This is a genomic window from Aphanizomenon sp. UHCC 0183, assembly GCF_009712065.1.
In the GTDB taxonomy this organism is placed as follows: domain Bacteria; phylum Cyanobacteriota; class Cyanobacteriia; order Cyanobacteriales; family Nostocaceae; genus Dolichospermum; species Dolichospermum heterosporum.
In genome coordinates, this window is the sequence record NZ_VILC01000018.1 from 1 (window position 1) to 14,622 (window position 14,622).

The 14,622-nt window shown below is 39.3% G+C and carries 17 protein-coding genes and 1 pseudogene; 12 read left to right on the forward strand and 6 right to left on the reverse strand.

Going from position 1 to position 14,622, the window contains the following annotated elements:
- Positions 1-145: 145 nt before the first annotated feature.
- The 4 genes and pseudogenes from FJR37_RS08330 to FJR37_RS08345 form a co-directional block, all read left to right on the forward strand.
- The gene (locus tag FJR37_RS08330; protein WP_168465766.1) at positions 146-697 is read left to right on the forward strand and encodes a hypothetical protein; all 552 of its coding nucleotides are present in this window, start codon (positions 146-148) and stop codon (positions 695-697) included.
- A 116-nt stretch (positions 698-813) separates the two neighbouring features.
- Complete coding sequence (locus FJR37_RS08335) at positions 814-1,038, forward strand: ribbon-helix-helix domain-containing protein (RefSeq protein ID WP_168465767.1); 225 nt, start codon at positions 814-816, stop codon at positions 1,036-1,038.
- On the forward strand, positions 1,025-1,363 hold the full coding sequence (locus tag FJR37_RS08340) for a type II toxin-antitoxin system PemK/MazF family toxin (protein ID WP_168465768.1): 339 nt from the start codon (positions 1,025-1,027) through the stop codon (positions 1,361-1,363). The genes FJR37_RS08335 and FJR37_RS08340 overlap by 14 nt, the downstream gene beginning before the upstream one ends.
- Before the next feature lie 981 nt (positions 1,364-2,344).
- Positions 2,345-2,687, forward strand: a pseudogene (locus FJR37_RS08345) (ISAs1 family transposase); the annotation flags it as partial.
- Here the strand turns inward: FJR37_RS08345 and FJR37_RS08350 are convergent.
- Positions 2,663-2,902 carry a hypothetical protein gene (locus FJR37_RS08350; protein WP_168465764.1) on the reverse strand — a complete coding sequence of 80 codons (240 nt, stop codon included), beginning with the start codon at positions 2,900-2,902 and terminating at the stop codon, positions 2,663-2,665. The pseudogene FJR37_RS08345 and the gene FJR37_RS08350 sit on opposite strands and share 25 nt — an antisense overlap.
- A 1,176-nt stretch (positions 2,903-4,078) precedes the next feature.
- Here FJR37_RS08350 and FJR37_RS08355 point away from each other — a divergent pair.
- A complete protein-coding gene (locus FJR37_RS08355) occupies positions 4,079-4,732 on the forward strand; it encodes a MotA/TolQ/ExbB proton channel family protein (RefSeq protein WP_168465769.1) in 654 nt (217 codons plus the stop codon).
- Positions 4,716-5,120 carry a biopolymer transporter ExbD gene (locus tag FJR37_RS08360; RefSeq protein ID WP_168465770.1) on the forward strand — a complete coding sequence of 135 codons (405 nt, stop codon included), beginning with the start codon at positions 4,716-4,718 and terminating at the stop codon, positions 5,118-5,120. Before FJR37_RS08355 ends, FJR37_RS08360 begins: the two co-directional genes overlap by 17 nt.
- Positions 5,121-5,307: 187 nt before the next feature.
- Here FJR37_RS08360 and lpxD read toward each other — a convergent pair whose 3' ends face one another.
- The 3 genes from lpxD to rd all read right to left on the reverse strand — a co-directional run bounded on the left by lpxD (position 5,308) and on the right by rd (position 8,050).
- The gene (lpxD, locus tag FJR37_RS08365) at positions 5,308-6,333 is read right to left on the reverse strand and encodes a UDP-3-O-(3-hydroxymyristoyl)glucosamine N-acyltransferase (protein ID WP_168465771.1); all 1,026 of its coding nucleotides are present in this window, start codon (positions 6,331-6,333) and stop codon (positions 5,308-5,310) included.
- 229 nt (positions 6,334-6,562) lie between these two features.
- On the reverse strand, positions 6,563-7,801 hold the full coding sequence (locus FJR37_RS08370; protein ID WP_039204451.1) for an NAD(P)/FAD-dependent oxidoreductase: 1,239 nt from the start codon (positions 7,799-7,801) through the stop codon (positions 6,563-6,565).
- Between the two features lie 84 nt (positions 7,802-7,885).
- Positions 7,886-8,050, reverse strand: coding sequence for a rubredoxin (gene rd, locus FJR37_RS08375; RefSeq protein WP_072033668.1), 165 nt, complete (start codon positions 8,048-8,050; stop codon positions 7,886-7,888).
- A 445-nt stretch (positions 8,051-8,495) separates the two neighbouring features.
- Here rd and FJR37_RS08385 point away from each other — a divergent pair, with 445 nt between their 5' ends.
- Both FJR37_RS08385 and FJR37_RS08390 read left to right on the forward strand, forming a co-directional pair.
- Positions 8,496-9,062 (forward strand): SRPBCC family protein, encoded by a 567-nt coding sequence (locus tag FJR37_RS08385; RefSeq protein WP_035082469.1) that lies wholly within the window; start codon positions 8,496-8,498, stop codon positions 9,060-9,062.
- 5 nt (positions 9,063-9,067) lie between these two features.
- Positions 9,068-9,643 carry a DUF924 family protein gene (locus FJR37_RS08390; protein ID WP_039204453.1) on the forward strand — a complete coding sequence of 192 codons (576 nt, stop codon included), beginning with the start codon at positions 9,068-9,070 and terminating at the stop codon, positions 9,641-9,643.
- Positions 9,644-9,656: 13 nt separating this feature from the next.
- Here the strand turns inward: FJR37_RS08390 and FJR37_RS08395 are convergent, their stop codons facing one another.
- Positions 9,657-9,749, reverse strand: a complete 93-nt coding sequence (locus FJR37_RS08395) for a helix-turn-helix domain-containing protein (RefSeq protein WP_233455513.1) — start codon at positions 9,747-9,749, stop codon at positions 9,657-9,659.
- A gap of 61 nt (positions 9,750-9,810) precedes the next feature.
- Between FJR37_RS08395 and FJR37_RS08400 the strand changes: the two genes are divergently transcribed.
- Positions 9,811-9,948 (forward strand): hypothetical protein, encoded by a 138-nt coding sequence (locus FJR37_RS08400; RefSeq protein ID WP_168465765.1) that lies wholly within the window; start codon positions 9,811-9,813, stop codon positions 9,946-9,948.
- A gap of 837 nt (positions 9,949-10,785) precedes the next feature.
- On the opposite strand, the gene FJR37_RS08405 is transcribed toward FJR37_RS08400, so the two are convergent.
- Positions 10,786-11,166 (reverse strand): hypothetical protein, encoded by a 381-nt coding sequence (locus FJR37_RS08405; RefSeq protein ID WP_027404907.1) that lies wholly within the window; start codon positions 11,164-11,166, stop codon positions 10,786-10,788.
- Between the two features lie 696 nt (positions 11,167-11,862).
- Here FJR37_RS08405 and FJR37_RS08410 point away from each other — a divergent pair.
- The 3 genes from FJR37_RS08410 (at position 11,863) to FJR37_RS08420 (ending at position 14,582) form a co-directional block, all read left to right on the forward strand.
- Positions 11,863-12,342 (forward strand): YbjN domain-containing protein, encoded by a 480-nt coding sequence (locus tag FJR37_RS08410; RefSeq protein WP_027404908.1) that lies wholly within the window; start codon positions 11,863-11,865, stop codon positions 12,340-12,342.
- Positions 12,343-12,377: 35 nt separating this feature from the next.
- Positions 12,378-13,103: a biotin/lipoate A/B protein ligase family protein gene (locus FJR37_RS08415; protein WP_168465772.1), complete on the forward strand. Its 726-nt coding sequence runs from the start codon at positions 12,378-12,380 to the stop codon at positions 13,101-13,103.
- A gap of 630 nt (positions 13,104-13,733) precedes the next feature.
- Entirely contained in the window at positions 13,734-14,582 is an 849-nt protein-coding gene (locus FJR37_RS08420) for a transcription factor RcaD (RefSeq protein ID WP_168465773.1), read from the forward strand.
- Positions 14,583-14,622 lie beyond the last annotated feature (40 nt).

Here is a 14,622-nt window from a genome sequence, read left to right on the forward strand (position 1 = left end):
TAACACAAGGTCATTCTCAATTAGTCTGCGACAAATTTTTACATAGTCCGCGAAAATTTTCACTTTGTCTGCGAACCGACACCGGGGAGTCGGAAATTCTTAGAGGAAAATTTGATTTACAATTGATATCAAACCTGATATCGCCATGACTAACAAGACCCCACCCAGTGAAATGATTCGCGTGCCAACTGTACTCATTCCTATAGTACGGCAACTAGCCAAAATCCACCGCGACGGTCACACAACAGCGTTACTGCAAGGATTACAGGAATTGATAGCCCAGTTCGATATCACTGTAAAACTGGAAGCAACCAGCGAATTACAGCAGGTGGAGGAGAAGCTGGGGGAACTGGAAACGCACCTTTGCCAGCAAGATCAACAGGTGGCCACTAAATTGGAAGTGCTTGGTAAACAGTTGGAAAAGATTGAGAAAGCAATAGTTTCTGATAAATACGGTGGTGGTAATTCTAGACCCCGACGGTCAGGGTATCCCTACCAGTATCAACAACAAGCAGTAGAAATCAAAGAATTTGCTCCTGAGAACTTAGCGCAACGGTTGGGGGTAACACCGCAGAGTTTAATTACAGAACGGGAAACCAAAACTGAGCAGGAATTTATCAGTTGGTCCAGGAATCGAGATCCCAGTAGTTTAGGATGGAAATTTCAAGATGGCTTATATTATCCAGTTAAGCAGTAGCAAATAATTAAAGATTCTATGTGTGTGTTCTCTTGGATGCTTGATGTTAAGTGTATTACCCCCACTATTTATGCTACTATAAAGTAGGAAAAATATAATTACCTTTTGGTAATACTATGCAAGCTGAAAAACTTTCCATTTCCTTACCATCTTCTTTAGTACAGTTTATTGAGAATTATAAATTGACTAAAGGCTGTAAATCTCGTTCTCAAGTAATTGAGTTAGCCATAGAATTACTGCTTTATCAAGAGCTAGAACAAGCTTACCGGGAAGCTGCGGCGGAATTTGACCCAGAATGGGATTTAACCGTAGGGGATGGGCTAATAGATGAAACGTGGTGAAATATACTTTGCCAATCTCAGTCCCGCAGTGGGGTCAGAAATGGATAAACGCCGTCCTGTACTCATTGTTAGTAATGATGCTAATAATAATGCCTCTACTACGGTGACGATTTTACCGATTACATCTAATATGAGTCGTGTCTATCCTTTTGAGGTTTTATTAAATCCAGAAGATTCGGGTTTATCTAAAACTTCTAAGGTACAAGCGCAACAAATACGGACAATTTCTAAACAGCGCATTTTAGGAGATGTGGTAGGGTGTTTAAGTCAAGAGTTGATCGATTTGGTCAATGATGCTATCAAGCTACATTTAGGTTTGGAGTAGCAGATATTAAAACCTTCAATGGGGGTTTTTCGGGGGTGAAAACTCGTAGTTATTCACTCCCCCCCCCTCTAAAATTATCGAAACCCTTGATCTCTCGTTAAAGATAGGGGGGGAGTGCAGGGGAAATGCATCTAATTTATTTTGACAAAATGTAACTTATATGAATACAAAAAGAGGATGATATTAGTGAATTAGTATCAAGTTAATAAATGGATGCAAAGAAAATTAGATGGTAAATTTTGTTTCTAGAAGAATCAATAGAATGGGGTAAAGTGGTATTATCTTTTGAATTAAAAGAGTTGAAGAAGGAGTCAGGAGTCAGTAGCCAGGAGTCAGAATCAATCAGTCGAGGATTCAAACCTGCGACTGATTAAAGACCACCAAATCTACGATTTGGTGGGGGTCTTAAACCCAGTTATTCATCCGCCACTCGCACAGAATTCATTCTGAATTCTGACTCGGTGACTCCTGACTCCTGAATTCTGTTCGATAAAATCAATAAGAGAACTCCACAAAAAAAATGATCCAATTTTGTGGGATGGGCATCCTTGCCCGTCCTTGATGATTAGCGGGCAATTCGTCCCGCACCACAAGAAATTTTGGGATATTTTTTTGATTGGAAGTCTCTAATAAACCTGTGCTGCATGAGTTGTCATTGCGAGTGAAAGGAAGCAATCTCTTGACAACCGATAAACCACCTAACGCAAAAATCTCTCAAACCCTTATTCCTCTGTGTCCTCTGCGCCTCCGTGGTTGGTTAATCAGGATAATTTATTTCTTGGAAGTCCCTCACTAAATTATTGGGTCTGACGCACCCTACAAGAGATAAAATCCACATTACATATTGAGTAGGGTGCGTCAGATAGAGGAAATCTGTTTTTTACCAAATTATTGGGTCTGACGCACCCTACAAGAGATAAAATCTACATTACATATTTAGAAAACTTTGTCAATGCGTAAGCACTAGGATCATCTTTTTTGTGGATTTCTCTAAATAAAATTACAGAGGGAGAAGTAATAGCAATAGATGGGAAAACATTAAGGCATTCATATGATAAAGGAAAGGATAAAAGTGCCATTCACATGGTGAGTGCATGGGCAACGACTAATCGTCTGGTATTAGGACAATGTAAGGTAGATGAAAAGTCAAATGAAATAACAGCAATACCGGAATTAATCAAAGTATTAGAGATAGCCGGATGTATATATAGTAACGATTGATGCAATGGGGTGTCAAAAACAGATAGTAAAATCAATTGTAGATAAATCAGGTGAATATGTTATTGCACTAAAAAAGAATCAAGGTAATTTATATAAAAATGTGGTAATATTTACTCCAATTCTTAAATCATCAAATATCTGTCCTAAATGCCATTTAAAATGGATTGATTCAGAGGGATCTTCTAGATTGTCACTTTTTACTTCTGTTACAATTTGACCTAACTTTCCTTCACCATGACCTTTTTTAGCTCCCGTCATTGAAATTCTTAGAGATGCTCCTTTTTCAGACCAAGGGTGATCTGGAATTACTAAATTCAAATGAATAATATTATTATCTATAAATGATTTGATAATTTTTCTATTCTCAATTTGACGAATACTATTAGTTGTGATTAGACCAAAGCTTTTTACATTACAAAAGAAGGGAACTCTTAACTGGGAACAGGGAGCAAATAAGAAACACTCATTTGCACAAGTTTAAAGCTCAGTCAAAAAAAGGATGTTTTTAAAAGATGCGTAGCACGAAAAAAACAGCACTTCGACACCGCTCAGTGACCGTGTCATTATTTCAATCTCATGTTTTTAAACATGAGTTTTTCCTGCGATGCACTGAGCTTGTCGAAGTGTTGCCCGTTCCCTGTTCCCTCTGAAAGTCATTGCGAGGGAAGGGAAGCAATCACAACCCTTGGAATTGCTTCATTTCACTTCGTTCCATATGGCTAACGCCACGCAAAGCTTACGCAATAACATTGTGTAATTAATTCTGTCTCACTACTTATTTGGTTAAACTATGAACCGTTTGCAGTATAAGGGATCACCAAAAAATAAATTACCCAATTTTGTGGGATGGGCATACTTCGACCCAATACTGTTCGGTTAAGACTAAAAAACAAAAATACGTAGGTTGGGTTGAGGAACGAAACCCAACATTTTCAATGATTTTTTGGTTTTATACAATAGGTTGTTTACGTGGAAATTTTCGTTAACCGAACAGTATTGTACTTCGACCCTTCGACAGGCTCAGGGCATCGCAAGCTCAGCACAAGTCCTGCCTGTCCTTGGTAATTAGCGAGCAAGACTTGTACTGAGCTTGTCGATAGCGTAGCGTGGCGTTAGCCATAGTATGCCCGCACCACAAGAAACTTTTGCGGATTTTTTTAATTGGAAGTCCCTAAGTTTTTCTTCAAAAAATTCTTTTTTTAGGGGTGGCGATCGCGCTGAATGTGGTAATATAGTTATATTAATATAATGGGATGCGGGCAAAATTTTTATTAATGCACACACTCCCATCATAAAAATATCACGCCGAGCTAAAAAAGTCAATCGGGTTAAACCAAAAAAAAGAAATTTTTTTTAAATTTTTTAAATTTTTTTGAATTTGAGAACGTCGAATCAAGATTTAGACAATACTCTGCCATAGCGATCGCCTATTAATGACATTCTCTCCACAAAAATCTGTTAATCTAGCTGTGTCCAGAATTAGCAAAATAGTCAATGGAAATTAGTAACTTATTCAAAGCTGGTGGCGTAGTGATGTGGCCACTGCTATTTTTTTCCGTTTTAGGAATCACGCTCATTCTGGAACGGATTACCTTTTGGATAGGAATTAGCGGTCGTCAAAATCGCGTAGTCAAGCAGGTGTTAGGTTTTTATCGTCAAGGTAATGTAGTTACCTCCTTAGACATCTTACATAAAAATGCTGATTTACCGATCGCCCGAATTTTTTTAGCGGCTTTAGAATTGGAAGAAGCCAACCCAGAAGAATTTCGCTTGGCCTTGGAAAGTGAAGCCCAGGCAGAAATCCCCTTATTAAAAAGGTTTCAAAACATTTTTGATACAATTATTGGTTTAGCGCCCTTACTAGGATTGCTAGGGACAGTTTTGGGGTTAATTACTTCCTTTGCATCGTTAGATATTGGTGATGTCGGTGGGACAAAAACCGCTGGTGTTACCGCTGGGATTAGTGAAGCTTTGGTATCCACCGCAGCAGGGTTAGTTGTAGCTATTATTACTTTATTTTTTGCAAATAGTTTTCGGGGTCTGTATTTGCGGCAAATTGCTTGGATTCAAGAATATGGTGGTCAGTTAGAATTACTGTATCGTCGTCATTATGAAAGAGGGGATAAATCCTATGCGTCTACAAGATGAACCTGATGTACCAGCCCAGATTAATATTGTGCCGATGATTGATGTCATCTTTGCTATTTTGACATTTTTTATTATGTCCACTTTATTTTTAAATCGTTCTGAAGGTTTACCAGTTAATTTACCTAAAGCAGCCACAGCCAAAGCCCAATCATCAGCCGCACCAATTACCGTTACAGTAGATTCAGCAGGGGATCTGAGTTTAAATCGCCAGCCAGTCACTCTTGAGACTTTACCAGTAAAAGTACAGGAGTTGATGGGCAAAAATACGGAAGTGGTAGTTATTATCAATGCTGATCAAAGTGCTACTCACGGTCAGGTGGTGATGGTTATGGATCGGGTGCGGCAGGTAAAAGGGGCAAAATTAGCGATCGCCACCCAAACACCTTAGAAGAATGAAGAATGAAGAAGAATGAAGAATGAAGAAGAATGAAGAATGAAGAATGAAGAATGAAGAATGAAGAATGAAGAATGAAGAATGAAATTTCTCCCCAACTCCCCCTACTTCCCCAACTCCCCCTACCCCCCCTACCCCCCCAACTCCCCCTACCCCCCCAACTCCCCCTACCCCCTGCCCCCTACTCCCTCTTTTGTAATTTTTTGAGATTTTGATATATTTCTGGCAAGCGGCGATAAATTGCTGATGCTCTGAGGTAGAGTTTGTGCGGTATGGCTGGACTACCTGAGACAATTTCTCCCGGTGCAACATCCTTGAGAATACCAGTTTGAGCGGAAGCCATTGCCCCATCTCCAATTTTAGCCTGATTGGCAATTCCCACTTGTCCAGCTAAAATTACTCGATTTCCAATCTTTACGCCTCCAGCCATGCCTGTTTGACCTGCTATGGCGCAACCAGAGCCTATTTGACTGCCATGCCCTATCTGCACTAAGTTATCAATTTTGGTGTTTTTACCAATTCTTGTTTCTCCGACTGCGGGACGGTCTATGGCTGTGTTACAACCTACTTCTACTCCATCTTCCAAAACGGTGTAACCCGATTGTTCCATTTTCAACCAACCTGTCCGAATAGGGACAAAGCCAAAGCCTTCTGCACCAATCACAGCACCGCTATGAATAACGCAATCTGCACCGATTTGGGTGCGTTCGTGGATGGTACAGTTAGCGTGTAGGGTGATGCGATCGCCTATTTTTACTTCTGGATAAATAACGACGTTAGGATGAATAATGGCATGATTGCCAATTTCTACATCATGAGAAATAACAACATGAGCGCCAATATACACATCATCACCAATTTTGGCACTGGGGTGAATCACGGCACTAGGATGAATTTCGGGAGTAGGACGGTAAGGTTGATAAAATAGGGCGATCGCTTTCGCAAATACCAGTCTGGGTTGAGTTGTTGATAACCAAGCTAGACCCTTTTCTCTGGCTTGATTCTGCAATTTTTCATCCGGGGGCAAAATTACAGCGCTCGCACCAGTAGAATTGAGCAATGCGGAAAATTTAGCTCCTTCTACATAGCTGAGAGTCCCAGATATTGCTTCATCTATGGCTGCAACTCCAGTAATTTCTAAATCAATGTTAGGGCTACTTTCGGTAATATAATCACCAAGTTGATTGAGAATTTCACTAAATTTCATACGGATTTACAAAAGAAGGGAATAGGCAAGAGGCAATAGGCAAGAGGCAATAGGCAAGAGGCAATAGGCAAGAGGCAAGAGGCAAGAGGCAAGAGGCAAGAGGCAAGAGGGAACTTAAGAAGAGTTTGATGGTTTATTTTCTAACTTCACTAAAACGATTTATAGATTTTTGTTATGCCTATATCACGCTACGCAAAGGCGCAAAGGCGCAAAGGCGCAAAGGAAGAAATTAATTTCCTGTTGATTTTGTCATGGACCGACCGGCTAAGTAGGCTGTTGTCCAAGCACTTTGGAAGTTAAAGCCACCTGTGACACCATCAATATCTAATATCTCACCGGCAAAATGCAAGCCGGGGACTATTTTACTTTCCATTGTTTTGAAGTTGACTTCTTTGAGGTTGACTCCTCCACAGGTGACAAATTCTTCTTTAAATGCACCTTTACCTGTGATTAGGTATTCTCCTTGGGAGATTTCTTGGACTAGTTGATTTAAGGTTTTGTTGGATATGGTTGCCCAACGTTCTTCTGTGGGAATATGGGTACGATTGATAATATATTGCCAAAGCCGATGTGGTAAGTCTACACCACGATGTAAGGCGATCGCTTTTTGTCCCCATTCAGATTTGACGGTTAAAAGTTTTTGTCTCACTTCTTCTTGTGATAAATCTGGCAACCAATTAATCAGTAATTTGTGTTGATAGCGATTTTCATTAAGAATTCTTGCACCCCAAGCCGAAAGTTTCAGCACTGCTGGACCACTTACACCCCAATGGGTAATTAATAATGGACCTGTTTGTTGTAATGGGGTTTTCCCTGTACCTGGTAAGCGCAGATTTACAGAACTAACGCTAATTCCCGCTAATTCCCGCAGTTGAGGATCTGCAATATTAAAGGTGAACAAAGAAGGTACAGGGGGTTGGATGTCATGACCTAATTCCCTAGCGATTTTATAACCAGCTAAACTGCTACCTGTAGCCAAGAGTAAGCTATCGCACTCTTTAGTTTCTCCCGACTTGAGCAGAATTTCAAAACCTGTATCTTTGCGGGTGACAGCCGTAACAGGTGTACCAATACAAAGTTCTATGTTGGCATCAAAAACTGCCTTAATTAAAGATTCAGCAATGGTTTCTGAACGGTCTGTAATCGGGAACATCCTTCCGTCAGCTTCCGTTTTCACATTCACCCCATGCGCCGCAAACCAAGCTATGGTATCTAAAGGTTGAAACCGGGTAAAAGCACCTAATAAAGCCTTACCACCTCTAGGGTAATTCTGGACTAAAATTTTTGGTTCAAAACAAGCATGAGTAACGTTACAACGTCCTCCACCGGAAATGAGAACTTTCGCCAAAGGTTGACGACTCGCTTCAATTAAAGTAACTTGGGCCTGGGGATTAGCTTCAGCACAAGCGATCGCACCAAAGAATCCCGCAGCCCCACCACCAATAACTACAATTTGCAAAGGTAACAACTTCAAAAATTTTTTAATATTTCAGATTTCAGACTTCAGACCCCCGACTTCTTTGAGAAGTCGGGGATCTATCCTATGTCCATATTACTCTTCATATAACTCAAAGTCCGATTTTGCTGCACCACAAACTGGACACACCCAATCATCGGGAATATTTTCAAAAGCAGTTCCTGGTTCTATGCTGCTATCTGAATCACCTATTTCTGGGTCATAGATATAGCCACAAACCGTACATATATACTTTTGCATCTTTTTTACCTCTGATCAATAACTGGTCAGTTTTTTTGATGTAATAATTATTGGTGGTAAATCTAAAAACGCCACCATCTCCTTGAGCAATAACTGAAGATTGCCAAAGCTATAGCCCCAAAGAACAGTAGAGTAATTACACCACCAGGAAGGAAAGTGATAATACCCAATCCTCTCAGTACGAACAAGGATACGCTCATCCCCAAGAGAATCCCAAAACCTTGGATTAATTTGCCATTTAAAGAAGATTGACTCACGGTGTTTTCCTGTTAACTCCAATTTGCGTCGGATATAAAAATGATGCTTTCATAAATGAACTTTAGACTCATTATGTGCGAAAACTGTATGAATTCGACTGTAATTAGAATTGAGTGAGTTAAACTCAATTAAATTATCAAGGTTAATCAGTTAAAACGTTACCAAAATCACTATATCTGCATTATATATGTCAAACTCAAATCTTAAAAATATCGCTTACGCCATGTTACCATTACCAGATAGCCTCTGGAATCAAGATCAGCAAAGACTGCTGATTCAGGGGGAAGTATTAGTACAAACGAGATCCCATACTAACTGGGGTGGTGCTGTTACCGCTTGTATGTATGTACCCCTGATGAGATCCCATGTCTGGCAACAAATTACAGATTACCCCCGTTGGGTGCAATATTTTCCCGATATCACCAAAAGTGAAGTTATATCTAAAGGTGATGTCAAACGTCTCTATCAAGCCGCACAAAAAGCCTTTTTATTTTTCACGGCTCAAGTAGAAATTTATTTGAGCGTGGTGGAGGTGTTAGGGCAGCAAGTCCAGTTTCGCATGGAAAGAGGCTCATTTGCAGATTTTCATGCCAGTTTAGAACTCAAAGATATGGGTAATGGCACTTTATTAGCTTATACGGTACAAGCCACCCCCAACATTCCCATCCCCTCAATTTTTATTGAACAAGCAATGAATTTGGAGTTACCAGCAAATCTATGTAAAATGCGACAGGTGCTTTGTAATCATCAATAATAGCAATGTCACAGGCAACAACTATTTTGGATTTTTGGTTTGGTCATCCAAATGACCCAAATTACGGGAAAATTCAACCATTTTGGTTTGAAAAACAACCAGATTTCGATGCTAAAGTCCGCGACCTTTTTCTGGAAGATTACCAACAAGCGGTAGCCGGATATTTACATGATTGGATGAATTCACCAGAAACCTGTCTAGCTTTAATTCTGTTGCTAGATCAATTTCCCCGAAATATGTTTCGTGATACTCCAGAAGCCTTTGCAACGGACTGGGAAGCACTATCATTAGCGCAACACGCCACAAACAAAGGCTATGATAGAAAACTATTGGCTGTGCAACGCTGGTTTATATACTTACCCTTTGAACACAGTGAAGACCCAATTGATCAACGGAAGTGCATTAAGCTATTTCAACACCTTAGTCATGATCCCTACAGTGCAAAAGCGATTGAATCAGCTTTTCGACACAAGGAAATAATTGCTCGATTTGGTCGCTTTCCCCATCGTAATGCCATTTTAGGACGGATTTCTACCCCAGAGGAAGAGGAATTTTTAGAACAACCAGGTTCTTCCTTTTAAGTTGGGAATTGGGTTATTTTCCGTGTCTAGCGACTCCAGAAGCCTTGCGAAAAGCTGTAATCTGTCGGTTATTTGGAATTAGTGCAGTTTTGAATGATAAAAGCATTGATTCGACCTTCAATGTTGTGCTATAACATCTAGTATATCAGACATATTAAGATTTGGCAATGCCTCGAATTAAATTTAAACCACAAAATCAAGTAGCCTCCGATAAATCACCCTTGCAATTTAAGGTTTTACCTGGAGTCAGGGAAAAAATTAAAACCGTCCCTGACACAGCAGCAACGGTTGAGGGATTTTGTTGATCAACTTATTGAAGACTCGGACAAACAGTAATATATGGATAGTTATGGGTAGAAATTATCAAGCTGTTTCTACCCCTTGCGGGTAAGTATAGGCTTCCTACCCAGTTAACAGCTTTTTGCTCTTCGAGAACAACAAGACTTATGTTAAGGCGATAGGCTGACCCCTCGTTCCAAAGGCAAAATCAAGGTTAATCAAAAAAATGATCATGTATCTAGCTTGGTTATCGCTATTCTCTCGCCTTGCCGAGATATTCAATTCATAACACAAATTTTGTGAATTCTCTCCATGTTTTCCTTCCTTGCTGTCGCGTTGGTCGGAAAATCGTCGTTAATTCACGCGCCATTCATCCCACGCGGCCCTATCGGGTCAGACGTGGGGCTTCTGTTGGTTAAGCTAAATCCGGCAAACCAAATGCTCGCTTCACTTGCAAAATATAGAATTCCCGAAATGTTCCGTTGATGATCTTATATTTTGGCATTTTGGCAGATAACCATTTTAGTTTCCAGCTTTAATGGAATATCAACAGGGTTAAAGAAAAAGTTGAGAAGTTATGGATGCGGGGATTACCCCACCGCTAGAGACTTCCATCCCAGATAATAAGCGATAGATGCAGTGCTGTCAAACTCACAAGAAATATTGCAATATTCAAATCATAGCCAAGATACAGCTAACAGCTATTGAATAACAGTTGCCAAGAAAATTATATATTAATCAAACCGACTGATTGCCTAATGAACAAACGGATTTATCCAGTACAAAATTGCCATGTACAAGTAGGAATTAACTTGAAAATAGTTAGATATTAGAAAAATGATGAAAAATTAACAATTTAGTTTTTAATCACGAAGCATTTGGGAGATGATGGCATCAGCTTGTAGTCTTTTGTAAGTCAAGTAGACTAAGTTAGCTTCGTCTGATTGTCCACAAACATAGCAAGCTAGGCTCAGAGCATCTAATAACATTAATGTGGTAATGCCTTGTGATGCTAAAGATGATATATACTCAGAAACTCCTTTGGCACAGGTTTCTGCTGGCATCAGTACCAGTAGCAACCGTAAACAATCTGCTGATGCCATCATCCCATCTAATTCATGGGTCTGGGTGGCTAGTTGAACAATACCCAGAACGATTTGATTAGGGGAAATACCTTCTTTTATGAGTAGGGTAAAGAAGGAAGTTAAATGACATGGGGTGCTGTGATCAAGTTTAATATTCATAGTGCTTATTAAAATCAGTGTAACAATAATCGCAGATTTTTTGGCTAATCCGGAAAAATCTCAAAAAAGTTTTTGGGGTTTTTTCGGTTTTTTACGTCAGATTCTAGAACCTCTCAACAGATAGCACCCTAATTTGTCAACTTGAGTTTCGATGAATTTGCGTACATTATGTAACTCACGATTTAACTCACAGTTCCGTATCCCTTGATGCTAAAAATAAGCAAATTGTTCCTTTTGCCTGATTTTTACATCTTGTGACGCTAAACTAGCGAGTAATTTTTGCGCTACACCAAAATAAACTGCTTTGGATTACCTATTTTAACTAAAATTAGTAGTTTATGTAACCGACAGCGGAAATTTAATGATGTAAGATGAACAAAATGGGCATTTAGTCTCGTTAATAAGACACAATAGATAATAAATCTACAAATCTTTACCTAAAGTTAAAGCCCAATGAAGGTAAACGTGACTTACATCTAATGGTTCTGGATGTGAAGCCCTGAAACCGGGAAAAAATAATTGAGAATTTAACCAAGTTTTAACTGCATAACAATAAGTCTAGCTTATGTCATAGTAATTGACATGGCTCGTATTCTGACATCTCGACTTGGGAAGACAGGTATGTTAGATGCTGGCATTTTTGGTAGCATAATAGTAGATTAAAGCAGTGACTATATTACTTAGAAAAAAATCTGTATGGCCAGCTACCTAGAAACCCCAACTCCAAATGAGTTACTGGATGAAGTTATTCAAGAAACCACAGCCCCAAATCATGTGGAAGTTATTGAAAATGTAATTGATACCCTGGCACAAGATCAAAGTGCAATGGTTAGTCATGGTTCTGAGGGGGAATATCTGTGGAAATTCCAATATGGCAGTGTAGAAGTATTTGTGCAGTTAACGGGAATTACTGATGAAGATACGATCACAGTTTGGGCTGCGGTGCTAAAGTTACCTGTACAAGATGAAGCCAGATTGACACGATATCTCTTAGAGTTAAATTGTGTAAGTACCTTTGAAGCCCGCTTTGGCATTATTGACCATCAGGTGGTGGTGATTTCTACCCGCACTTTAGCGGAGTTGTCACCAGGGGAAGTTTCCCGCATCATTACTATTGTTGCGACTATCGCTGATGATAATGATGAATATCTGCAATCTGAGTTTGGTGCAATTTAGGTTTCGATAATTTTATTTGAGGGATGTGATATTTAATGCCTGATTCGCAGGTGTGGCGACTTATTCCCATTTTAGCAGCCGCTGGTGATGTTCAGATGGCTATAGACCGCTGGTTATTAGCACAACATGAGTCGGGACAACATCCGCCAACTTTGCGTTTTTATACTTGGTCGCCACCCGCAATTTCTTTGGGTTATCATCAACGTCAATATCCTGAATTTTGGCAAGGTTTGCGGTGGAAAGGGGAGAAATTAGATTTGGTGCGTCGTCCTACAGGTGGTAGGGCTGTTTTACATCAAGGTGATTTAACTTACTCTGTCGTCACGTCTGGACTGAGGGGAAATCGTTTGGATGTGTATGGGCAGATTTGTGAGTTTTTGATTCAAGGATGGCGATCGCTCGATATAGAATTGTACTATGGTCAAGCTGGACGCGGTTATATTCACAATCCTAATTGTTTTGGAACAGCCACAGGTGCAGATTTAGTTTTAGTAGATGGTTCTAAACTTATTGGTAGCGCCCAATTACGGAAAGGTAACGCAGTTCTTCAGCATGGGTCTATGCGGTTAAATCCAGATCCAGAGTTGTTTGCAAAGGTATTTAATCAAGAGTTTTTTTATCCTATCCAATTTCCCCAAACTATCAATCAAGAAACAATAATTAAGGCTTTAATAGCCGCAGCTTGTGATTGTTTTGGTATGGAAATAGAGGTAATACCTTTGTCTCAAGATGAGTGGAATTTGATTTTAGCAAGTTGTTGATTAGGGTAGGTTTTTAGGTGTTGCTGAGTAAAAGTATGATTTTATTATGCCTACGGCACGCTGCGCGAACACGCAGAGACGCTCCAGACGCAGAGAGTAAGGGTTTGAGAGATGGAATTTTCGACTTTCATACCCCAATTCGCCAACGCCGGTTTTTATTCTACTCTATAATTTTTTCTCACTCAGAGACGCGGAGGTGCAGAGAGAAATCAGGTCTATTTTAGTTTTTGTCTTTGGTATGATGTTTACTTTTTAGATTTTCATGTTTTATTTGCAGTTCATACCATTCGTTTAAACAGTATTCATTTTGTGATTGTTTTGGTATGGAAATATAGGTAATACCTTATATGGTGGAATTCATTTAATATCTGTATAAAATTTTTCTAAAAAAGTCCAATGGATAGAATATCCAAGTCTTCCCAGTTTTTTCCTGTCATGGAAGCTTGTACTTGTAGAAAAACTCTAGAAAAAATCCGTCTTTTATTTAGAAAGTAATCAGTGAAAACTTGGATAATATTTTGAGTTTTTAGTGAAAAATCGCTCTTATTAGAGTTAATATGGAAACTGTGTGTTATTTTTTTGTGATTCGCGCTAAAGTAGTCAAGTATCGAATACAGCAAGACTAACCGTATGGAAACGAAAGAGTTAAAGTTCATCTTAAAGCTGTTGGGATGTCCGAATTATCGTACTGGCTTGAGTTCCAGCATTTTTGATAGTTTTAAAAGTGAGAAAAACAAAATTTGTCGAGATTTGGGGGAACTGGAATATGTAGACTATTCCCGCGAAATTGCCACAGTCAAGATTTTACCTCCTGGTCAAGCACTACTGAAACTCGACTCGGCACAATTACCTATTGATGATAAAGAACTGAAGGTACTGGAGAAGATAGGTAAGAGTTCTGGAAAAATAGCCCCCAGTGAAATCAAAGTTTCATCACTAAAATCAGATGAACGGGACGCAATCTTAAAAACCTTAAGTGAACGGGGTTTGATTGCTGCTGAAATCAAGATGAAAAGGGTTAAGGCTGAAGTTTGGTTAACGGAAAGAGGAATTGAGGTTTTGCGGGATGAATATAATCCCGAAGGAAAAGCAAATATAGACTTTAATTTGCTGGGTAATTATGTGCGGTTTTTACGGAAGAATTTGCGGTTTAAGTCAGAACAAGTTTCTACTCCTGATCATGTAGAATCACATTCTGATATTACTAGCAATATCAGTGATGAAGAAATTTTAGAGACTATCAAGAAATTAGATCGGGAATTGGGTACAGAGAATTATTTACCAATTTTTCATGTACGGCAAAAGTTACAACCGCCTTTATTACGAGATAATTTAGATCAGGCGTTATATCGGTTGCAAAAAAGTGACAAAATTGATTTTAGTACCTTACAAGAAGTCAGTGCTTATACACCAGAACAAATTGACGCGGGAATTCCTCAAAATATTGGTGGACAACTGTTCTTTATCATAGTCAATTAACAGGGTTTCCAATGTTTTTCATTTTTTCATCACTTCTTCC